Annotated in this window: 17 protein-coding genes; 3 read left to right on the top strand and 14 right to left on the bottom strand. The window is 68.5% G+C overall.

Annotated features, from left to right (window positions below; translation table 11 throughout):
* Nucleotides 1-362: 362 nt before the first annotated feature.
* On the bottom strand, nucleotides 363-1,223 hold the full coding sequence (locus ACFP2V_RS02145) for a TetR/AcrR family transcriptional regulator (RefSeq protein WP_381204553.1): 861 nt from the start codon (nucleotides 1,221-1,223) through the stop codon (nucleotides 363-365).
* A 146-nt stretch (nucleotides 1,224-1,369) separates the two neighbouring features.
* On the opposite strand from ACFP2V_RS02145, the gene ACFP2V_RS02140 reads away from it, so the two are divergent.
* The gene (locus ACFP2V_RS02140) at nucleotides 1,370-2,422 is read left to right on the top strand and encodes a hypothetical protein (RefSeq protein WP_381204552.1); all 1,053 of its coding nucleotides are present in this window, start codon (nucleotides 1,370-1,372) and stop codon (nucleotides 2,420-2,422) included.
* A 152-nt stretch (nucleotides 2,423-2,574) separates the two neighbouring features.
* On the opposite strand, the gene ACFP2V_RS02135 is transcribed toward ACFP2V_RS02140, so the two are convergent.
* The 3 genes from ACFP2V_RS02135 to ACFP2V_RS02125 form a co-directional block, all read right to left on the bottom strand.
* Nucleotides 2,575-3,990, bottom strand: coding sequence for an amidase (locus tag ACFP2V_RS02135; RefSeq protein WP_381204551.1), 1,416 nt, complete (start codon nucleotides 3,988-3,990; stop codon nucleotides 2,575-2,577).
* Nucleotides 3,991-4,037: 47 nt separating this feature from the next.
* Complete coding sequence (locus ACFP2V_RS02130; RefSeq protein WP_381204550.1) at nucleotides 4,038-4,529, bottom strand: hypothetical protein; 492 nt, start codon at nucleotides 4,527-4,529, stop codon at nucleotides 4,038-4,040.
* A gap of 71 nt (nucleotides 4,530-4,600) precedes the next feature.
* On the bottom strand, nucleotides 4,601-4,795 hold the full coding sequence (locus ACFP2V_RS02125; RefSeq protein ID WP_381204549.1) for a hypothetical protein: 195 nt from the start codon (nucleotides 4,793-4,795) through the stop codon (nucleotides 4,601-4,603).
* A gap of 178 nt (nucleotides 4,796-4,973) precedes the next feature.
* On the opposite strand from ACFP2V_RS02125, the gene ACFP2V_RS02120 reads away from it, so the two are divergent.
* A complete protein-coding gene (locus tag ACFP2V_RS02120; RefSeq protein ID WP_381204548.1) occupies nucleotides 4,974-7,109 on the top strand; it encodes a S9 family peptidase in 2,136 nt (711 codons plus the stop codon).
* 76 nt (nucleotides 7,110-7,185) lie between these two features.
* Entirely contained in the window at nucleotides 7,186-7,488 is a 303-nt protein-coding gene (locus ACFP2V_RS02115; protein ID WP_381204547.1) for a hypothetical protein, read from the top strand.
* Between the two features lie 277 nt (nucleotides 7,489-7,765).
* On the opposite strand, the gene ACFP2V_RS02110 is transcribed toward ACFP2V_RS02115, so the two are convergent.
* From ACFP2V_RS02110 to ACFP2V_RS02065, 10 genes are all read right to left on the bottom strand, one after another.
* Entirely contained in the window at nucleotides 7,766-8,878 is a 1,113-nt protein-coding gene (locus ACFP2V_RS02110) for an ABC transporter ATP-binding protein (protein WP_381204546.1), read from the bottom strand.
* Nucleotides 8,871-9,854: an ABC transporter ATP-binding protein gene (locus ACFP2V_RS02105; protein WP_381204545.1), complete on the bottom strand. Its 984-nt coding sequence runs from the start codon at nucleotides 9,852-9,854 to the stop codon at nucleotides 8,871-8,873. Before ACFP2V_RS02105 ends, ACFP2V_RS02110 begins: the two co-directional genes overlap by 8 nt.
* A gap of 9 nt (nucleotides 9,855-9,863) precedes the next feature.
* Complete coding sequence (locus ACFP2V_RS02100; RefSeq protein WP_381204544.1) at nucleotides 9,864-10,844, bottom strand: ABC transporter permease; 981 nt, start codon at nucleotides 10,842-10,844, stop codon at nucleotides 9,864-9,866.
* Nucleotides 10,837-11,760: an ABC transporter permease gene (locus tag ACFP2V_RS02095; protein ID WP_381204543.1), complete on the bottom strand. Its 924-nt coding sequence runs from the start codon at nucleotides 11,758-11,760 to the stop codon at nucleotides 10,837-10,839. The genes ACFP2V_RS02100 and ACFP2V_RS02095 overlap by 8 nt, the downstream gene beginning before the upstream one ends.
* A gap of 6 nt (nucleotides 11,761-11,766) precedes the next feature.
* Nucleotides 11,767-13,392 (bottom strand): peptide ABC transporter substrate-binding protein, encoded by a 1,626-nt coding sequence (locus ACFP2V_RS02090; RefSeq protein WP_381204542.1) that lies wholly within the window; start codon nucleotides 13,390-13,392, stop codon nucleotides 11,767-11,769.
* A gap of 237 nt (nucleotides 13,393-13,629) precedes the next feature.
* Complete coding sequence (locus ACFP2V_RS02085; RefSeq protein WP_381204541.1) at nucleotides 13,630-14,751, bottom strand: ABC transporter ATP-binding protein; 1,122 nt, start codon at nucleotides 14,749-14,751, stop codon at nucleotides 13,630-13,632.
* Between the two features lie 13 nt (nucleotides 14,752-14,764).
* A complete protein-coding gene (locus tag ACFP2V_RS02080) occupies nucleotides 14,765-15,826 on the bottom strand; it encodes an ABC transporter ATP-binding protein (RefSeq protein ID WP_381204540.1) in 1,062 nt (353 codons plus the stop codon).
* Between the two features lie 10 nt (nucleotides 15,827-15,836).
* Entirely contained in the window at nucleotides 15,837-16,814 is a 978-nt protein-coding gene (locus ACFP2V_RS02075) for an ABC transporter permease (protein ID WP_381204539.1), read from the bottom strand.
* Between the two features lie 104 nt (nucleotides 16,815-16,918).
* Entirely contained in the window at nucleotides 16,919-18,721 is a 1,803-nt protein-coding gene (locus ACFP2V_RS02070; protein WP_381204538.1) for an ABC transporter substrate-binding protein, read from the bottom strand.
* A gap of 101 nt (nucleotides 18,722-18,822) precedes the next feature.
* Nucleotides 18,823-19,860, bottom strand: coding sequence for an ABC transporter permease (locus ACFP2V_RS02065; RefSeq protein ID WP_381204537.1), 1,038 nt, complete (start codon nucleotides 19,858-19,860; stop codon nucleotides 18,823-18,825).
* Nucleotides 19,861-20,642: the final 782 nt, after the last annotated feature.

Here is a 20,642-nt window from a genome sequence, read left to right as displayed (position 1 = left end):
GCGGCCAACCCGCCCCGACCCCAGAACCCCACCACAGGACCTAACAAAGCCCTACTAGGGAGTGTGCCGAGTTGGCTCTTGTATGACTGGCCGCGAGGCCCACACGACCGCATCGCAGTCCGAGCCGAGATCTGTCTCGTAGACCTGTCCGTAGGTGGGGCCGTACTGGTCGGGTGTCACACAGTCGAACACCATAGATGGCATCACTGCCACTTCATGCCCAGCGTGGGAGGTGTCGCCTACACCATGATCGTTTTGGATGTTTCGTGGCACTGCGGCAGTAAGGGCGCCCACTGCTTTCAGCCGACCCCGTTGACGCGGAGGGAGGGGAGCGGTGAGCGAGGAACGGCGGCGGGGAGGCGTCAGGTCCGGTCGGGCGCAGGCGGGGGCGGGGACGGGGGCAGGGCGACGGCTCGGAGAAAGTTCTGCGCGAAGACCTCGATGACCTCTTCTGTGGACGGCAGGTCCGCGCCAGGCAGGTGCGCGGCGGCGGGGCGCAGCAGGAGGTGGGAGAGGACGGGGCCCGTCATCTGCTGGATCAGCAGCAGCGGGGGGAGGTCCCGGATGCGTCCCGCGGTGATCTCCTCGGTCAGCCACTGCCCGACGCCGTCGAGCATGCGCGGGAAGAATCGTTGGTACACGGACTGGACCATCGGGTCCTCGGGGCGTGAGAGGGCGTCGGCGAGCATGGCGGGCAGGACCCGCGGCTCACGGCTGAAGGCGTCGGCCAGCAGGCGGTAGATCCTGCGGACCGTCTCCGGCAGGTCCTCGTGCGGGCCGGCGAGGACGGCTTCGACGTCCAGGATCGGGCCGTAGCGCTCATAGACCGCCTGCAGCAGTTCGTCCCGTCCGCCGAACGCCGCGTACAGGCTGTGCACGGAGCACCGGGCGTCGGCGGCCACGCGTTCCAGGGTGGCCGCGGTCAGGCCGTGTTCGCTGATGAGCCCGGCCGCGGCCTCCACGGCGCGCAGACGGACCGGCTTCTGGCCTCCGGGGTCCACGCCGGCCGCCCGTACCGCCTCGTCCAGCGCACGACGGGTGCCGCCGAGCCGCCGCATCAAGGTGCTGCGGGAGATGCCCGCCTCCTCGGCGACGGCCAGCAGCGGGACGTCGGCCACCGGCACGCCTCGGGCATGCGAGGCGCGCAGTGCCGCCCGCACCACTTCTTCCGGCACTGCTTCTTCCGGCATCGCTTCCGCAGAGGACTCACTGACATTTGACACATGGTTAAGGTTACCCTGTAATCAAGTTTCATTCCACGGTGATGCCGCCCGTAAGTGGCGGCGCGAGACCACCGACCCCACCACCGTCCTGCCCGGCGCGCGTACTCGATGACGTGTCCGCAGGCCGGAAGGAGACTGCAACCGCCATGTCCGATCACCCCGCCCCTCCTCCCGCGCCCACGACGGGGACCGAGGTCCCGCAGCCCGGCGCCGCACGGAAACTGGTCGCCGTCCTGCTCGGTCTGACGGCCGTGGTCACCCTGATGCTCTGCGCGTTCGCCCTGCCCAGCGTCAACGGCGGCCCGCACAGGGTCCCGATAGGCGTTTCGGGACCGCAGGCCGCCGCCCAGTCACTGCAGAAGACGCTCGACGGGGACGAGTGGAACGTCACCGTCTACGACAGCGTCGAGGCCCTCACCTCCGCCGTCGAGGACCGCGAGATCACCGGAGGCCTGGTCCTGGCCCCCGAGGGGGTCGACGTCTACACGGCCACCGCGGGCGCACCCATGGCCGGCAGCGCGCTGACCGCCCTGGCCAACTCCGTCGCCGCCGAGCAGCAGACGAAGCCCACCCTCCACGAACTGGCACCCTTCCCCGAGGACGACCCCCGCGGGGCCGGGTTCTCCTCCGCCGCGCTGCCGCTGGTCTTCGGCGGGATGATCCCCGCCGTCCTCCTCACCCGGCTCTTCCCCGGCCACGCCGGTCTGCGCACACGTCTGGCCGGTGCCGCGCTCTTCTCCCTGTTCGCCGGAGCCTCGGTCGCCGCGTTCCTCCAGTGGGGGACCGGCTCCCTGGCGGGCGACTACGGGATCACCGCCCTCGGTCTGAGCCTGGGTATGGCCGCCCTCTCCCTGACCTTCATCGGCCTGGAAGCCCTGACCGGCATGGCCGGCTTCGGCATCGGCGCGGCCGTGATGATGCTCCTGGGCAACCCCCTGTCCGGTCTGGGCACCGGCCCGTACTGGCTGCCCGGCGGCTGGGCGGCCGTCGGACAGCTCCTGCCGCCGGGCGCCTCCGGCAGCCTGCTGCGCGCCAACGCCTTCTTCGACGGCACCGGGGCGGGGGCCCCGGCCCTGGTCCTCACCGCCTGGGTCGTGCTCGGTCTGGCCCTGATCCTCATCGCCGACCGCCGCGGCGCCAAGGCCGTCCGCACCGGTGCGGCATCCGCGAAGCCGGCGGCCCCCGTGCCCTCGGTCTGACCGGCCCGAAGGTCCTCCGCCGTGCGGGTTCCCGGAGGACCTTCCCGCCCACCCGACACCGTCCGCCTCCGTGACGCGAAGCATGCCGAAGGGCGCCGCCTCGAACCGGCGCGGTGCTCACGGCTTTCGCCCGTACCCTCCCGGAGCCCTCGTCAGACGTCCTGCACGCGCCGGAAGGGCTGGTCCACCTCCAGCTCGAACGCGACCTCCAGCAGGGTCCGTTCGGCGCCCGGGCGGCCGGAGAACATGACCCCGATGGGGAGCCCGTCCGTCGTCGTGCTCGGGGCGGGCACCGAGATCGACGGCGTCCCGACGACGTTGTTGACCGGGGTGAACGCGACGTAGGCGAGGATCCGTTCGATCAGGGTCGTGTAGGGGACGGCCGGGTTGAGGTGGCCGAGCGGAGGCGTCGTGTGGGCGAGCACCGGGGAGAGGATCAGGTCGAGGCCGCGGAACGCCGCCGCGTACGGCTCCCGCGTACGCTTCAGCCTCCGCACCACGCCCGGCGTGCGCTGCCAGTTGCTCACGTACGTCTCGCGCAGTCCCCGGCTGAGGCCGTCCATGCGGCGCCGGTCGAAGTCCGGGCCGAAGGTCCTGCCGGTGACGCCGATCAGGAACGACAGCAGGCCCCAGTACGTGAGGAAGTCCTGGGTGAAGCGCGGGTCGATCGACAGTTCCACCGGTTCCACGGTGTGGCCGAGCCGCTCCAGCCGCTGCGCCGTCTTCGTGACGGCCGCCCGGGTGGCGGCGTCGGAGGGGACGCCGTTCGGCGAGTCCAGGAGGAGTCCGATGCGCAGCCGCCGCTCCGAGGGGCCCTCGACCGGGCCGACGGGCGGCAGCTTCGGGTTGCGCCAGTGCTTCTCCGCGGCGGCGAGGAACGCGGCGCTGTCCCGGACCGAGCGGCTCACGACGCCGTCGGTGACGAGGTCGATCGGCATTTGACGGCCCTGGGCGTTCGGGACCACCCGGCCTCGGGTGGGCTTCAGCCCGACGAGTCCGCAGCAGGCGGCGGGAATCCGGATCGAGCCACCGCCGTCGTTGGCGTGCGCGATCGGTACCGCTCCGGCGGCGACGAGTGCCGCGCTGCCGCCCGACGAACCGCCCGCCGAGTGGCCCGTGTGCCACGGGTTGCGGACGGGCTCGGCGTTCTCGTACTCGGTGGTCGGACTGAACCCGAACTCAGGCAGCCGGGTCTTGCCGAGCACCGTGACGCCGGTGCTCAGGAACTGCCGGGCGAACGGGGCGTGCCGCCGTGCGGCCCTCGGCGCGAACGCGGCGCTGCCGTGTCCGGTGGGCAGCCCCTGGTAGTCGGTGTTGTCCTTGACGAAGGTCGGCACCCCGGTGAAGGCACCGGCCGGCCCGGAGCCGTGCGCCGGAACGTCGATGTGTACCTGGACGGCGTTGAGCCGGGCCTCCACGGCCCTGACCCTGGCCGCCGCGTCGCGGGCGGCCTCGGCCGCGCCGACCTCTCCCCGGCGGATCGCCTCGGCGAGGCCCACGGCGTCGTGGTCGCCGAGGGCGTCGTCGCGGAAGACGTGCACCCTGGTCTGTTCCTCGGAAGTCGTCACCGGTGACACCGCCCCTGAACGCGTGGATGATTGCCCGCCATCATTCCTTACCGGCGAGTAACAGGCGAGGGGGCGACACACCCGAGTCGCCGCACCGCGATGCGCGACGCGCCACGGCCGGTGAGGCGCCTGACGCCGAACCACAGCAGCACGGCCGTGGCGAGCAGCACGAAGGCGGCACAGTTCACGACGGTCGGGTTGACCCAGGCCGGGACCAGGTCGTACTCCGCGTTGCACTTGTTGTGCAGCGGGAACAGCCTCTGGGACTCCGCGAGATGGACCGCCCGGTAGGCGCTGTCGTACATCTGGTGATGGGCGTACGCGCATGTCTCGCCGACGTCGAACCCGCCGCTGAGCGCTCCCCGCACCCAGGCCACGCAGCCGACGAGCAGCGAGACGGACCACAGGCGCGTCCACCACAGCGGACGTTGCCACGATCCGTCCCGCAGGCCGACGGGGATGCGGTAGAGGTTCCAGAGGCTCCACAGCAGCCACGCGAGGAGGAGCCCCCAGACGGCGAGCACCCCGGCTTCCTTCACGCGCCAGTCCTAACCTGTTACGCCAGCGCCCCGGCAGGGGCGTGGAGTTGGGCCGGACAAGGCCGGCGGGGTCAGAAGTTTATGCTGCCGATCATGCCTGCGATGTTGGTCGTCAGCTCACTGATCGTAGGCGCGATCGTCGACGACGCCATGTAGAAGCCGAGGAGCATGCAGATGACCGCATGCCCGGCCTTGAGGCCCGACTTCTTGATCAGCAGGAAGACGATGATCGCCAGCAGCACTACCGCCGAAATCGAGAGTGCCACGGCGGCTCACCTCCAAGGATCCCAGGACGACAGGGGGGTAGGAATATGGGGGCAGATAAATCCATACAGCAGCCAGCAGGTTCATACCCACTATGCGCTAACGATCATAACTATCCGTACGTGCGCATCGGTCGGCGCACGGCCGCACAAGGGGGCGCATGGCCAATATGGTCATGGCATGACCACCGATGCTGACTCCTTCCCCCGACGGCACGCCCGCACCCAGCGCTTCACGCTCGGCGCGCCGCGATCCTTCACCGTGGCACCCGACGGTTCCCGGGTCGCCTTCCTGCGCTCGGGTTCCGGTACGGACCGGGCGAATTCGCTGTGGGTACTCGACCCCCAAGGCGGCGGGGAGCGCGTGGCGGCCGACCCGCGCTCCCTGCTGGGCGGCGCCGCGGAGAGCCTGTCGGCCCAGGAGCAGGCACGACGCGAGCGCAGTCGCGAGGGAGGCGCCGGCATCGTCGGCTACGCGACCGACGCGGAGGTCGAGTTGGCCTCTTTCGCCTTGTCAGGGCGGCTATTCACGGCCGGGCTGCGGGCCGGGACGGCACGTGAACTGCCCACTCCCGGACCGGTGATCGACCCCCGGCCGTCGCCCGACGGGCGTCACGTCGCCTACGTCGCGCAGGGGGCGCTGCGGGTCGTCGGAGCGGAGGGGGCGGACGACCGGGTGCTGGCGACCCCCGAGACGGAGAACGTCACCTACGGTCTGGCGGAGTTCATCGCGGCCGAGGAGATGGGGCGTTCGCGGGGCTTCTGGTGGGCGCCCGAGTCGGACCGGCTGCTGGTGGCGCGCGCGGACGACACACCGGTGGAGCGGTGGTGGATCTCCGATCCGGCGCATCCGGAACGGGAGCCGCAGCGGGTGGCGTACCCGGCGGCGGGGACCGCGAACGCGGAGGTGCGGCTGTTCGTGATCGGACTGGACGGGGTGCGCACGGAGGTCGTGTGGGACCGGGCGCGGTACCCGTACATGGCGCATGCGCACTGGTCAGCGGCGGGTGCGCCACTGCTGCTCGTACAGGCGCGCGACCAGCGCAGCCAGCTGTTCCTGGCGGTGGACCCGGACACCGGGGCCACCCGGATGGTGCACGCCGACGAAGATCCGGTTTGGCTTGATCTTTTCGCAGGGGTGCCGTGCTGGAGCCCTTCCGGGCAGTTGGTCCGGATCACGGACGAGGGGGGCGCGCGACGACTCGCCGTCGGCGAACGCCCGCTGACCGGCCCGCAGTTGCACGTCCGCGCGGTGCTGGACGTATCGGACGACGACGTGCTGGTATCGGCGTCGGCGGGAGCGGAACCCGGACCGACGGGTGATCCGGAGATCGGCGAGGTGCACGTCTACCGGGTGAACGAACTGGGCGTGGAGCGCGTCTCCCAGGAGCCCGGCGTGCACTTTGCGGTACGCGCCGGGGGCGTGACCGTCCTGGTGTCCGCGACACCGGACCGGCCGGGGGCGCGGGCGCGGATCCTACGTGACGGGAAACCGACGGTGACTGTCCGCTCGTACGCCGAAGACCCCGGTATGTCCCCTCGGATGACCCTCACCCAAGGGGGCGCACGCCGAATCCCGTGCGCCGTGCTTATGCCGACGGACTACCACGGCGACACTCCCCTCCCCGTCCTCATGGACCCCTACGGCGGCCCACACGGCCAGCGCGTGGTGGCCGCGCACAATCCCCATCTGACCTCGCAGTGGTTCGCCGATCAGGGCTTCGCGGTGATCGTCGCCGACGGCCGCGGCACCCCCGGCCGCTCCCCCGCCTGGGAGAAGGCCGTCAAGGACGACATCGCCGCGATCACCGTCCAGGACCAGGTGGACGCGCTCCAGGCCCTCGCCTCCGACTTCCCGCTCGACCTGAGCCGCGTCGCCATCCGGGGCTGGTCCTTCGGCGGCTACCTGGCGGCCCTCGCGGCGCTGCGCCGGCCGGACGTCTTCCATGCGGCGGTGGTGGGCGCCCCGGTCACCGACCTGCGCCTGTACGACACCCACTACCAGGAGCGCTACATCGGCCACCCGGACGAGCAGCCGGAGGTCTACCGCCGCAACTCGGTGATCGACGACGCGGGCCTGGTCGACGCCGCCACGCCGCACCGCCCCATGATGATCATTCACGGACTGGCGGACGACAACGTGGTGGTCGCCCACTCGCTGCGCCTGTCCTCGGCCCTGCTGGCAGCCGGCCGCCCCCACGAGGTGCTGCCCCTCTCCGGCGTCACCCACATGACCCCGCAGGAGGAAGTCGCCGAGAACCTCCTCCGCCTCCAACTCGACTTCCTCAGGCGCTCGCTGGGAACTGCGTCAAAATGAAGGTGACCGGCCCGACCTTGAAACCCGAGCGGCATAAGAAGGGTCAGCGGAACTGCAAGTAGAAGGGAGCTCAGGGGTGTTTGAGGACGTGTTGTCCAATGCCCTCTACGCACTGATCGTCGGAGCATGGCTGGCGTATCTGGGACCGATGCTGTGGCGTCGGTTCGCATCGGACCCGCATGCCGTCGATCGTGTGGCCCTGCGGTACGCGACGGTGATCGCCCTCGTTATGGGCATGGCGGTCGGGGGGGCAGTCGCGTTGGTCAGCGTGTGGCGGGGAGTTGCCGCAGGCATCACGGTGTTCGCCTTCGCCTGGATCGTGGTGCCTCGTTACGCGCGGCGGCAGGTGGGTGACGAGGAAACAAGCATGTCCTCCTGACCGGGCGTTTCCGTCCGCTGTGGCCCCCTCCAGTACTGTCCGGCCGCGAGGGCACGGGGCGTCCTGTGACGGCGGCACGGAGTGCGGTTCCGGTGTTGCCACCGTCCGTTTCTCCGTGCCACCCGTCGGACGCTTCAACACGAGTGGCGACCAACTGGTCCCGCTGCCGGTTCGGGGCCGGTCCCGCGCGCCGAGCGTGGGACAGGCCCTGGACCGGCATCAGGACGCCCTGGACGCACACCGCGTCGACGTGCCAGAGCTGCGGTGGCCGCCCCTCCTACGGCACCACCTGCTTCTCCTCGGCGAAGTGGCAGGCCGAGTCGTGGGCCGCCGGGCCGCCGGCCTTGCGGAACACCTCGGGGACCGCCAGCAGCGGCACCTCCTCGGCGCAGCGCGCCTGCGCCATCCAGCAGCGGGTGCGGAAGCGGCAGCCGGAGGGGATGTTGGTGGGGGACGGGACGTCGCCGGTGAGGATGATCCGTTCCCGGTGTTCCCGGGCCGCCGGGTCCGGTACGGGGACGGCGGACAGGAGGGCCTGTGTGTACGGGTGGGTCGGGTGGTCGTAGATCTGGGTGTCGGTGCCGGTCTCGACGATCCGGCCCAGATACATCACGCCGACCCGGTCGGAGATGTGCCGGACGATCGACAGGTCGTGGGCGATGAAGACGAACGCCAGGTCGAACTCGCTCTGGAGCCGGTCCATCAGGTTGATCACCTGGGCCTGGACGGAGACGTCCAGCGCGGAGACCGGTTCGTCGGCGACGATCACCTCGGGGCGCAGCGCCAGCCCGCGCGCGATGCCGATGCGTTGGCGCTGGCCGCCGGAGAACTGGTGCGGATACCGGTTGATGTACTCCGGGTTGAGGCCGACCACGTCGAGCAGGTCCTGGACCCGTCGACGCCGCTCGCCCTTGGGCGCCACCTCGGGGTGGATGTCGAAGGGTTCCCCGATGATGTCGCCCACCGTCATCCGGGGGTTGAGGGAGGTGTACGGGTCCTGGAACACCATCTGGATGTTGCGGCGGACGGCCTTGAGCGCCTTCCCCGACAACTTGGTGATGTCCTCGCCCCTGTAGCGGATCACGCCGGCCGTCGGCTTCTCCAGGTGGACCAGCATCTTCGCGACCGTCGACTTGCCGCATCCCGACTCGCCCACGATGCCCAGGGTCTCGCCCCGGCCGAGGGTGAAGTCGACCCCGTCGACGGCCTTCACGGCTCCGACCTGCTTGCGGATCAGGATGCCTCGGGTCAGCGGGTAGTGCTTGACCAGGCCGGAGACCTCCAGGATCGGCTCTCCGGCGGGCTCCGTGCCCGCCACGCCCGCCACGTCGGCCACCCCGCCCTTCTCGAAGCCCGCCTTTCCGCCCGCCCCGCCCGTCGACTCAGCCATGCAGGCACTCCCTCCAGAAGTGGCAGGCGCTGCCGCGGTCGGCGTCCGACTCGGTGACCTCGTACAGCGGCGGCTCGTCGGTGCGGCAGATGTCCCGGGCCATCGGGCAGCGGGGGTGGAAGGCGCAGCCGGGCGGGATGCTCATGAGGTTGGGCGGCAGTCCCTTGATGGCGTAGAGCTCCCCGCCCTTCTGGTCGAGGCGGGGGATGGAGTCCAGCAGACCGCGGGTGTACGGGTGGGCGGGGGCCTTGTAGATGTCGTGCACGGGGGCCGACTCGACGATCCGGCCCGCGTACATGACGGCGATCCGGTCGGCGACGTCGGCGACGACGCCGAGGTCGTGGGTGATGAGGATGAGCCCCATGCGGTACTCGCGCCGGAGTTCCGCGAGGAGTTCCATGACCTGGGCCTGGACGGTGACGTCGAGGGCGGTGGTCGGTTCGTCGGCGAGGATCAGGGCCGGTTCCAGGGCCAGCGCCATGGCGATCATGATGCGCTGGCGCATGCCGCCGGAGAACTGGTGCGGGTACTGCCCGACCCGCTCCCGGGCGGCGGGGATGCGCACCCGGTCCATCAGCTCGACGGCCTTCGCCCGCGCGGCCTTCCTCGACATGCCCTGGTGCACGACGAACATCTCGCCGAGCTGGTCACCCACGGAGATCACCGGGTTGAGGGAGGACAGCGCGTCCTGGAAGATCATCGCCATCTCGGCGCCCCGGACCTTGCGGCGCTGCTCCTCCTTCAGGCCGAGGAGGTCGCGGCCCTGGAAGACGACCTCGCCGCCGGTGATCCGGCCGGGCGGCGCGTCGAGGATGCCCATGATCGCCTGCGCGGTCACCGACTTGCCGGAGCCGGACTCGCCCAGCACCGCGAGCGTCTCCCCCTCGTCGACGCCGTAGCTGACGCCGTTGACGGCCTTGGCGACGCCGTCCCGGGTGTGGAACTCCACGTGCAGGTCACGCACTTCGAGCAGCATGGCGGCGGCTCACCTCAGCTTCGGGTCGAGGGCGTCGCGCACCGCGTCGCCGAGCATGATGAACGCCAGGACGGTGATCGCGAGGGCGCCGGAGGGCCACAGCAGCGCGTGCGGGGCGTTGCGGATGTAGGGCGAGGCCGAGGAGATGTCGATGCCCCAGGAGACGCTGGGCGGCTTCAGCCCGACGCCGAGGTAGGACAGGGTCGCCTCCAGCGAGATGTACGTACCGAGCGCGATGGTCGCCACGACGATGACCGGGGCGATGGCGTTGGGCGCGATGTGGCGCAGCACCAGGCGGGAGTTGGAGGCGCCGAGCGCCCGCGCGGCCTGGACGTAGTCGTTCTGCTTGGCGGTGATGACCGAGCCGCGGGCGATCCGGGACAGCTGCGGCCAGCCGAGCAGCACGATGAAGCCGATGACGGGCCAGACGCTGTTGCTGGTGATGACGGACAGCAGCACCAGGCCGCCGAGGACGACCGGGATGGCGAAGAAGACGTCGGTGATCCGGGACAGGACCGAGTCCCCCACCCCGCCGAAGAAGCCGGCCAGGGCGCCCAGGACGCTGCCGAGGACCGCGACGCCGAGCGTGGCGCAGACACCGACCGTGACGGACGTACGGGCGCCGTAGACGGTACGGGTGTAGACGTCGCAGCCCTGTCCGTTGAAGCCGAAGGGGTGGCCGGGCCGGGGGCCCTCCTGGGCCTTGGCCAGGTCGCACGTGAGCGGGCTGCCGGAGGTGATCAACGAGGGCCACAGGGAGATGACGATCAGGAAGAGGATCACCAGGGAGGAGACGATGAAGACGGGGTTGCGGCGCAGGTCGCGCCAGGCGTCCGACCACAGGGAGCGCGGCTTGCCCGGCGGGCCGGTGCCGTCCGGGCCGCCGGGCGCCCTCTCCAGGGTCTCGGCCTCGTCGAAGCCCAGGTCCATGGAGCCGCCCATGCCGGCCCCCGCGATGGCTTGGTCGGGGTCGAAGTGTTGTTCAGGCATAGCGGATCCTCGGGTCGAGTACGGCGTACAGAAGATCGACGACGAGATTGCAGATGAGGAAGACCAGCACGAGGACGGTCACGAAGCCGACGACGGTCTGGGTGTTCTGCCGCAGGATGCCCTGGTAGATCTGGTAGCCGACGCCGTGGATGTTGAAGATCCGCTCGGTGACGATCGCGCCGCCCATGAGGAAGCCGATGTCGGCGCCGATGAAGGTGACCACCGGGACGAGTGAGTTGCGCAGCAGGTGCCGGGTGATCACCCGGTGCCGGGGCAGCCCCTTGGCGATGGCGGTGCGGACGTAGTCGGAGCGCCGGTTCTCGGCGATGGAGGTACGGGTCAGCCGGGTGACGTAGGCGAGGGAGACGGAGGCCAGCACCAGGCCGGGCACGATCAGCTCGCCGAACGGGGCCTCGGAGGAGACCGACGGACTGATCCACCCCCACTCCACCCCCAGCAGCAGCTGGAGCAGCAGACCGGTGACGAAGGTGGGGACGGAGACGACGACGAGGGTGAGCAGCAGGACGCCGGTGTCGACGGGGCGCCCCCGGCGCAGTCCGGTGACCACGCCGAGGGCGATGCCGATGACGATCTCGAAGAGGATCGCGATGAGCGTGAGCCGGATGGTGACGGGGAACGCGGTCAGCATCAGCTCGGTGACCTCCTGGCCGTTGAACGCCGTACCGAAGTCACCGGTGAAGACGTTCCCCATGTAGGTCAGGTACTGCTGCCAGACGGGCTTGTCGAGGCCGAACTGCTTCTTCAGCTGGGCGGCCGTCGCGGGGTCGCACTGCCGCTCGCCGCAGAGGCCGGCGATGGGATCGCCCATCACGTTCACCATGAGGAAGATCAGCAGCGTGGCCCCGATGAACACCGGGATCATCTGGAGCAGGCGCCGGACGACGTAGCGCCCCATGGTGGATCAGCTCACCTTGATCTGGTCGTACACGGGGACGCTGAAGGGGTTGAGCCTCACGTGGGACAGCCGCTCGGACCAGCCCGCGCTGCCGTTCTGGTACCACAGCGGGATGGCGGCCATGTTGTCGCGGACGACCCCTTCGGCCTGCTGGAACAGTCCGACGGCCTTGGCGGTGTCGGTCTCCTGGTTGGCCCGGTTGACGAACTCGTCGAAGTTCTTGTTGGACCACTTGCCGTCGTTGGAGGAGGCGTTGGTGTAGTAGAGCGGCTGGAGGAAGTTCTGGATGAGCGGGTAGTCCATCTGCCAGCCGGCGCGGAACGGGCCGCTCAGCTTCTGCTGGGTGATCTGGTTGCGGAAGTCGGCGAAGGTGCCGACCGGGTTGCCGGCGCAGGCGCGCTCGTTGTCCAGCGCGTTGTTGACGGAGTTGCAGACGGCGTCGACCCAGTCCTTGTGGGAGCCGGTGTCCGCGTTGTAGGTGATGGTGACCTTGCCGCCGGGCAGGCCGCCGCCCTGCTGGATGAGCTTCTTCGCCTGGTCGGGCCGGTACTCGCAGGCGTCACCGCACAGCCCGTCCTGGAAGCCGCCGTCCTTGCCCAAGACCGGGGAGGTCCAGTCGGTGGCGGGGGTGCGGGTCTTCACGAAGAGGGTCTCGGTGATCTGGCCGCGGTTGATCGCCATCGACAGGCCCTTGCGGACCTTCTCCGAGCCGGGCTTGTTCCATGCCTTGTCGTAGAAGGGGAAGGCGAGGGTCTGGATGATGCCGGCGGGGGTGTTGAGGTAGCGGTCGCCCAGGTCGCTCTTGACGTTCTTCAACTGGGCGGCGGGGACGTCGTCGACCAGGTCGAGGTTGCCGGCGATGAGGTCGGTGTAGGCGGTGTTGTTGTCGGTGTAGACCTTGAGATCGACGCCGCTGTTCTGCGCCTTGTCGTCGCCGGGGTAGCCCTCCCACTTCCGCAGGGACATCTGCGAGCCCTTGGTGTACGTGTCGACGGCGTACGGACCGTTGCCGACCGGCTTGGCGACCCAGGCGGCGTGGTCGTCGAAGAAGGCCCGGGGCAGCGGGGCGAAGGCGGCGTAGCCGAGGGTGTCGGGGAAGGTCGAGAACTTCTGGGTGAGCTTGATGGTGAAGGTCAGTTCGTCGACGGCCTTGAGCCCGGAGAGGGTGTCGGCGGTCTGTTTGCCGCCGTTCTCGGGGTGGGTCTTGTCGTAGCCCTCGATGTAGCCGAAGAAGTAGGCGTTGCGCTGGTTGTTCTTCAGGCTCGCGCCGTAGTTCCAGGCGTTGACGAAGGACTTGGCGGTGACCTTCTCACCGTTGCTGAAGGTCCAGCCGTTCTTGACCTTGACGGTGAAGTTCTGCGAGTCCTTGGTCTCGATGGACTCGGCGAGCATGTCCTGGGCCTTGCCGGTCTTCGGGTCGTAGCGCTTGAGGCCCCGGAAGATCATGTCGAGGACCTTGCCGCCCTGCACCTCGTTGGTGTTGGACGGCTCCAGCGGGTTCTGCGGGTCGCCCCAGGAGGCACTCAGCACCGCGCCGGCGTCACCGCTGCCGCTGCCGCCCCCGCAGGCCGTCGCCGCGAGGACGACCGCCACCGCGCATACGGCCCATCCGGCGTGCGTGGCTCCGCGCATGGAGTGCCTCCTCGTGCGTACGCAGGGGCGCGTTGACGCTTTACGTCAATATCGGCACAAAAAGCGCGGGCCGCACTTGCACGACACCTGTATGGGGACAACTCCCCCCGTATGCACGTGTGCATGACCGGGTCTGCCACGTGTGCGGCCCCAGGACCGCCACCGCCGACGGCTGCTGCCCGCCCCTTCCGGGGCGGGCAGCAGCCGTCGGCGGTGCTTCGGGTCTCGTGCTCCGAGTCACTCCTTCCCGGCGGACTCGCCCTCCAGGGCCTTCAGCGCCGGGTCGAGGACGATGTCCTCGTCGCGGGCCTCCGTGGTCGGGTCCTCCGGGAAGTGGCAGGCGGTCAGGTGCCCCTCACTGTTGCCGGAGATCCGGACGAGCGGCGGCTCCTCGGTGGCGCACTTGTCCTGCGCCTTCCAGCAGCGCGTGCGGAAACGGCAGCCGGACGGCGGCATGATCGGCGAGGGCACGTCCCCGGCGAGCCGGATGCGCTCCCGGTTCTCGCTCTCGTCGTCCATGGCCACCTCGGGCACGGCCGACAGCAGGGCGTGGGTGTAGGGGTGCCGGGGCCGGTTGTAGATGGAGTCCCGGTCGCCGACCTCGACCACCTTGCCGAGGTACATCACGGCCAGGCGCTGCGAGAAGTGCCGGACCACCGCCAGGTCGTGGGCGATGAACAGGAAGGCGATGCCCAGCTCTTCCTGGACCTTCTGCAGCAGGTTGACGACCTGGGCCTGGATCGACACGTCCAGCGCGGAGACCGGCTCGTCCGCCACGATGAGCTTCGGGTTGAGCGCGAGGGCACGGGCCACGCCGATGCGCTGACGCTGACCGCCGGAGAACTCGTGCGGGAAGCGGTTGTAGTGCTCGGGGTTGAGGCCGACGAGCTCGAGCAGCTCACGGACCCTCTTCTCCCGGCCCCCCGCCGGGTCGATCCCGTTGACCTCCATCGGCGACCTGATGATGGTGCCGACGGTCTGGCGCGGGTTCAGCGAGGAGTACGGGTCCTGGAAGATCATCTGGATCTCGGACCGCACGGGCGCCAGTTGCCGGCGCGAGGCGTGCGTGATGTCCCGGCCCGCGTATTCGATCTTCCCGCTGGTCGGCTCGAGCAGCCGGGTGAGGAGCCGGCCCGTGGTCGACTTTCCGCAGCCCGACTCACCCACCAGACCGACGCTCTCTCCGACGCCGACGGTCAGGTCGATCTTGTCGACGGCCTGCACGGCGCCGACCTTCCGTTTGATCGGAAAGCCGCCGTAGATCGGGAAGTGTTTGGTGAGGCCCTCGACCTTCAGCAGCGTCTCGGTCGACGCGCCGGCGGAGCCCTGCGGTGCGGGGAGGGTGAGGTTGTCGCTCATGTCTCGGATCTCCCTAGCGCAGCCGGGGCTGGATCTTGTCGATGAAGATGGTCTGCTTCTGCTCCGCCGTCAGGTGGCAGGCGGTGGCACGGCCTTCGCCGAGCGGCGGACGCTCGGTGCTGCACAGGTCGCCCCGCACCTCGCCCGTGAAGGCGCAGCGCGGGTGGAAGGGGCAGCCGGAGGGCGGATTCAGCAGGCTGGGCGGCGATCCGGGGATCGGGGCGAGTGCCTGCGAGGTGTCGCCGCCGAGGCGCGGCATCGAGCTGAGCAGACCCCAGGTGTAGGGGTGCTTGGGCGCGCGCAGCACCTCGCGGACGCCGCCGCGCTCCACGGCCCTGCCCGAGTACATCACCAGCAGGTCGTCGGCCATGTCGGAGATGACGCCGAGGTCGTGGGTGATGAAGATGATGGCCGAGCCGAACTCCTGCTGGAGGTCCTTGAGCAGGTCGAGGATCTGCGCCTGGACGGTCACGTCCAGGGCCGTGGTCGGCTCGTCGGCGATCAGCAGGTCGGGGTCGCAGATCAGCGCCATGGCGATCATGGCGCGCTGGCGCATACCGCCGGAGAACTGGTGCGGGTAGTCGTCCACCCGGGTCTTGGGCTGCGGAATGCCGACCTTGGCCAGCATCTCGATCGCCCGTGCCCGGGCCTCCTTCTTGGAGGCCCCGGTGTGCTTCATGTACGGCTCGGCGATCTGCCGGCCCACCGTGTAGTACGGCGAGAGCGCCGTCAGCGGGTCCTGGAAGATCATCGCGACCTTGTTGCCGCGGAGCTTCTCCATGTCCTTCTCGGCCGTGGTGACCAGGTCCCGCCCCTCGAGGAGGATCTGGCCCTCCACGGTGGTGGTCTTGGGGTTGTGCAGGCCGAGCACGGTCAGGTTGGTGACGGACTTGCCGGAGCCCGACTCACCGACGATGCCGAGCGTCTTGCCGCGCTCGACGTCGAAGGACAGTCCGTCGACCGCCTTGACGGTGCCGTCCTCGGTGGAGAACCGCACCCGCAGGTCGCGGACCGAGAGGAAGGCATCCGACCCGGTCGGGGCCGTCCCGCCTTCGGTCTTGGTCAGAGTGGTCACGGTGTCTCTCCTAGCTGAGGCGCACGCGCGGGTCGATGTAGGCGTACGCGAGGTCGACGATGATGTTCAGGATCAGGATGAAGAAGGCCCCGAACAGCATGACGCCCATCGTCACCGGCAGGTCCTTCGTCAGTGACGAATCGACCGCGAGACGTCCGATACCGGCCAGGTCGAAGGTGAACTCCGTGACCACGGCACCGGACAGCAGTGCGCTGAGGTCCATACCGAGGATCGTGACGATCGGGATCAGCGAGCCGCGCCAGGCGTAGCGGAAGAAGACGTACCGCTGTCTCATGCCCTTGGCACGGGCGGTGCGGACGTGCTCCTCCTGCAGTTGCTCGATCATGGTCGAGCGGGACATACGGGTGTACTGAGCGGTGAAGATCGTGGCCATCACGGCCCACGGAATGATCAGGCTGGCGGCCCAGGTGAACGGGTTCTCGGTGAAGGGACTGTACTTCGGGTTGTCCATCCAGCCGGTCTGGTAGACGAAGATGCCGAGGGCGATGGGGCCGAGGAAGTAGATCTGGAACGAGCTGAGCACGATCGAAGCACCGCTGACGGCCTTGTCGGCCGCCGTGCCGCGCTTCCACGCGGCGAGCAGACCCGCGCCGAGACCCACGACCAGGAAGATCACCAGACCACCGACGGTCAGCGACAGCGTCAGCGGGAAGCGGTCCATGATCGAGTCCCAGACGAACTCGCCGCTGTCGAAGGACATCCCCAGGCACGGCGCGGAGCAGTGTCCCTGAGCGAAGTCCCGCCCGGCCACGATCCCCCTCATGAACTCCCAGAACTGGGCGGTGATGGGCTTGTCCAGGCCGAGGTTCTCGCGGATCACCGCGATGTTCTCCGGGGAGCAGTTCTTGCCGCAGGACAGCTGGGCGAAGTCCTGAGGGATCGTATAGAACAGGAAAAACGTGAAGGCGCCGATCAGGAACATGATGACGACGGCGCCGATCAGCCTGCGGATGAGGAACTGAAGCATGGCGGGTGGATGCTCTCTTCGAAACGCGGCGGCAGGGAGGGGGTACCGGCCGCGGGGGTGCGCTCCGCCTGGCGCACACCCCCGCGGTCAGCCGAGCTGACGGGTTACGGCTTCTTCAGGTACAGGTCGTTGATGTCGATGTAGCTCGACTCGTTGCTGTACCTGGCGCCACCGATGTTCGAACCGTAGAGCTGGATCTGCTTCGAGTAGTAGACCGGGGCGGCCGGGTTGATCTCCTCCACGATGCGGTGGTGAGCCTTCTCCCAGGTCTTGGCGGCCTCCTCCGGCTCCTGGATCAGAGCCTTCTTGATGAGGTCGTTGACCTGCTTGTCGTTGATGTGCGAGTAGTTCGACGCACCGTCGGCGACGAGTTCACCGTCGTAGACCGGGGTGATGACCGTGGACGGCGACGACCAGTCCTGGCCCCAGCCGGTCATGTAGAGGTCGTACGGGTTCTTCAGCTTGCCGATCTGCTCGTAGAAGCTGGCGCGGTCGATCTCCTTCGCCTGGACGTCGAAGCCGATCTTGTTGAGCGCGTCCTTGATGATGACCATCTGGGCCTGGCCGCGCGGGGTGTTGGAGTAGGCGTAGGAGAGCTTCGTGCCCTCCTTGACACCCGCCTCCTTCAGCAGCTCCTTGGCCTTCTCCGGGTCGCCGTTGGGCTTCTTCAGCTTGCCGAACGGGTCGTACTCAGGGTCGTAGTTCGGCAGGGTCGGGGCGAGCAGACCGCCGGCGACCTCACCGCCGTAGCGACCGCCGTCCGCCTGGACCATGGACTGGTTCGGGATCGCGTACGTGATCGCGTCGCGGATCTTCTTGTCCTTCATCCGGTCCAGGTTGAAGGACATCTGCCACACGTAGGGCTGGAAGCCCTGGATGGTGCGCTTCTTGGCGTCCGCGTTGCCGATGACCGTGGACATCTGGGCCGGGTCCACCGGGTCGGTGAACTGGATGGCGTTCTTGGCCTCGCCCTGGTCGGCGATCAGACGCTTGGTCTGGCTGGCCTGGGCAATGGTGCTGCTGAAGTTGTATCCGTCGACGTACTGGTGACGCACCGAGTCCGTCTTGGCGTCCCACTGGTCGTTCTTGACCAGCTTCATCGACTTGCCCGGCTTGTGCTCGGCGATCTTGTAGGGGCCGAGGGACTTCGGGGCCTTGTCGTACTTCTCCTTCGTGTCCGCCTTCTCGGGCACGATGGAGTAGCCGGCCATGGCCAGGGCCTGCGGGAGGTCCGGGCGGGGCTGGTCGAAGTGGAAGACGACCGTCTTGTCGTCCGGGGTCTCCAGCACGGAGTCCGGCAGGTGCTTGCCCTTGTAGGGGCCGTCCGGCAGCGCCTTGCGGTAGTCGTTGCCCGAGAGCCAGGACTGGACGAAGGTCGGACCGTCGAAGATGACCTTGGAGTACAGGCGCTCGATGGTGTGGCGGACGTCGGCCGAGGTGATGGCGTTGCCGTCCTCGTCCTTGACGCCGTCCTTGAGCTCGAACGTCCAGGTCTTGCCGTCGTCGGAGGACGTGCCGGAGTCGGTGGCGATGTCACCGACGACCGTCAGGTTGCCGTCCTCGTCCTCCTGGAAGTTCGTCAGGCTGCGGTGGACCAGGTTGGAGAACTGGCCGGCGTCACTGACGTAGATCTGCCCCGGGTCCATGTGGGTCAGATCCGACTGCATGTACACGTTGATGAAGCCACCCGACGTGGCACCGGCGACCTCTTCGGCCGGACCGCTGGACGCGGCAGCGTCACCGTAGGCGACCGGGTCCTGCTGCTCGGCAGCGTCCTTCTGGGACTTGGAGTCGTCCTTGCCCTTGTTGTTGCTGCCGCTTTCGCTGGAGCAAGCGGTCAGGGTCAGCGAGCCGGCCACGAGGGCGACGGCTATGGCACGTACGGTACGCGTTCTGATGGGCTTCATGATGCGGATGCACCTACCTGTCATTAGTTGTCCACGAGTGCTGCCTGACGGTCCGAAAGCCGGAACGGGGGCGGCAGCTCCCCCACCCACCAGTGGACGGTTCAGCGTCCGGTCTTGGGGTCGAATGCGTCCCGGACGGAGTCTCCGAGAAGGTTGAAGGCGAGCACGAAGGCCACCAGCGCGATGCCGGGGAAGAACATGAACATCGGGTCCTGCTCGTACACCTCGGCACCGATGGCGAACATCCGGCCCCAGTCCGGGGTCGGCTCGACGAAGCCGACGCCGATGAACGAGAGGAAGGCGATGGTGAGGATCGTGCTCGGCAGGATGTAGGTGGCCTGCACCAGGATCGGCGTGACGACGTTCGGCAGGATCTCCTTGCGCACGATGCGCCAGGGAGAGGCACCGGAGACCTTGGCGGCCTCCACGAACTCCCGGTCCGCCAGCGACAGCACGGAGCTGCGCACCAGACGGGCCAAACCCATCCAGCCGAGGAACCACATCACCAGGATGATCGCCACGGCCCGCAGGTAGGTGGGGGTCTCGTCCTGCGGGGAAACGAACATCGCGGTCACCACGGGCATGAAGGCGATGAAGAACAGCTGCTGCGGGAAGGCCAGGAAGAAGTCCGTGACCCGTCCCACCCAGTAGTCCACCCGGCCACCGAAGTAGCCGCTGACCATGCCGATGAGCACGCCGGTCACGACACACAGGATCGTGACGACGACGGCCATGTACAGCGAGGTCCGCATGCCGTACAGCAGCATGGTGAACACGTCACGGCCCAGCTTGGGCTCGACGCCGAACCAGAAATCGCCCGACATGCCGCCGAAGGAACCGGTGGGCATGGCGAAGTCGTCCAGAAGGAACGGGAAGTCCGGCTCCTGGGCGTAGAGCGTGTAGGGATTCTTGCCGTACACCTTCGCGATGAGCGGTGCGAGCGCGGCGACCACGAAGAAGAAGATCACTACGTACGCGGATATCACTCCGGTGCGGTCGCGCTTGAAACGCTGCCACATCAACTGGCCGGGACTGCGGCCCGCGAGCTTCTTCGGCTCCTGGGCGTCGCCCTGCGGCTCGCTCTCTATGTCCAAGACGGAAGAGGCCTCAGCACCCTCGATCTCGGTTGGACTCGTCATGATTCGTCCGTTTCACAGGTGTTGGAGGCCGTCGGGAGTGCACAAGTGGTCCGACGACCTTCGCACGGCGTACGTCATTCGAAGCGCGCGACTGGAACAGCGACTGGAGGTCGACCCCACCGCTGGGGGACCCTGGCCCGTGACCGACGCCGGCCGGTCACGGGCCGGGGCAGTCAAGGAAGTTCGCGACGCCGGATCGTTGCCTCGGCCACGAGAGCGGGAACATGGACGGGAACGGGACTGAACGTCCCCACGGGGCCTGCACCTGCCATCGGGGACGACGCGACCCATATGGCGCTTGTGGCACCTCGCATGGGCTCCTCCTCATGAATCCGCTGGTTCACCGCAAAGGGGAGCACACGACATGTCCTCGTTCACCGCCCGTCGCCGGCGTCGGAGATCGTCAGGTGCTCCCTGGCCCGCGGGCCCGCATCGATGACGCGTGACCCGTTCGGCCGAGTTCTACGCGCCTAACTATCTGCCATGCGACAAGACCGAACCACACCCACGAGGTCTCGGTTCGATCACAGCTAGGTACCACATCTTCCAAAATCCGGACAAAGGGTTTCGTCGGAGATCCCTGCGAAACGGACTTGTTACACATCTACCGGGGGTGCGTGTCCGCATACCGGACGCGCGTCTCAGAAAAATCCATTGCGAATAGCGCGGTCCCCGTGCAAGGTCCTCAAAGGACTTTCATGCACTCAACACGCCTGGGCGGCAGGGTCGTTGACCGTCGGGCCGCGTAATGGGCGTGAATTCGACCACGCCGACGCGACGAC

The organism is Streptomyces incanus (assembly GCF_042656345.1).
Taxonomy (GTDB): domain Bacteria; phylum Actinomycetota; class Actinomycetes; order Streptomycetales; family Streptomycetaceae; genus Streptomyces; species Streptomyces incanus.
This window is presented reverse-complemented; position numbering and strand designations above follow the sequence as displayed.

Bases quoted from the DNA above. Each gene is read 5' to 3' on its own strand.
- ACFP2V_RS02110 (WP_381204546.1), bottom strand. From the start codon at position 8,878: ATGGCTGAGTCGACGGGCGGGGCGGGCGGAAAGGCGGGCTTCGAGAAG.
- ACFP2V_RS02070 (WP_381204538.1), bottom strand. From the start codon at position 18,721: ATGAAGCCCATCAGAACGCGTACCGTACGTGCCATAGCCGTCGCCCTC.
- ACFP2V_RS02140 (WP_381204552.1), top strand. From the start codon at position 1,370: ATGTCCGATCACCCCGCCCCTCCTCCCGCGCCCACGACGGGGACCGAG.
- ACFP2V_RS02075 (WP_381204539.1), bottom strand. From the start codon at position 16,814: ATGCTTCAGTTCCTCATCCGCAGGCTGATCGGCGCCGTCGTCATCATG.
- ACFP2V_RS02095 (WP_381204543.1), bottom strand. From the start codon at position 11,760: ATGGGGCGCTACGTCGTCCGGCGCCTGCTCCAGATGATCCCGGTGTTC.
- ACFP2V_RS02090 (WP_381204542.1), bottom strand. From the start codon at position 13,392: ATGCGCGGAGCCACGCACGCCGGATGGGCCGTATGCGCGGTGGCGGTC.
- ACFP2V_RS02065 (WP_381204537.1), bottom strand. From the start codon at position 19,860: ATGACGAGTCCAACCGAGATCGAGGGTGCTGAGGCCTCTTCCGTCTTG.
- ACFP2V_RS02120 (WP_381204548.1), top strand. From the start codon at position 4,974: ATGACCACCGATGCTGACTCCTTCCCCCGACGGCACGCCCGCACCCAG.
- ACFP2V_RS02085 (WP_381204541.1), bottom strand. From the start codon at position 14,751: ATGAGCGACAACCTCACCCTCCCCGCACCGCAGGGCTCCGCCGGCGCG.
- ACFP2V_RS02100 (WP_381204544.1), bottom strand. From the start codon at position 10,844: ATGCCTGAACAACACTTCGACCCCGACCAAGCCATCGCGGGGGCCGGC.
- ACFP2V_RS02105 (WP_381204545.1), bottom strand. From the start codon at position 9,854: ATGCTGCTCGAAGTGCGTGACCTGCACGTGGAGTTCCACACCCGGGAC.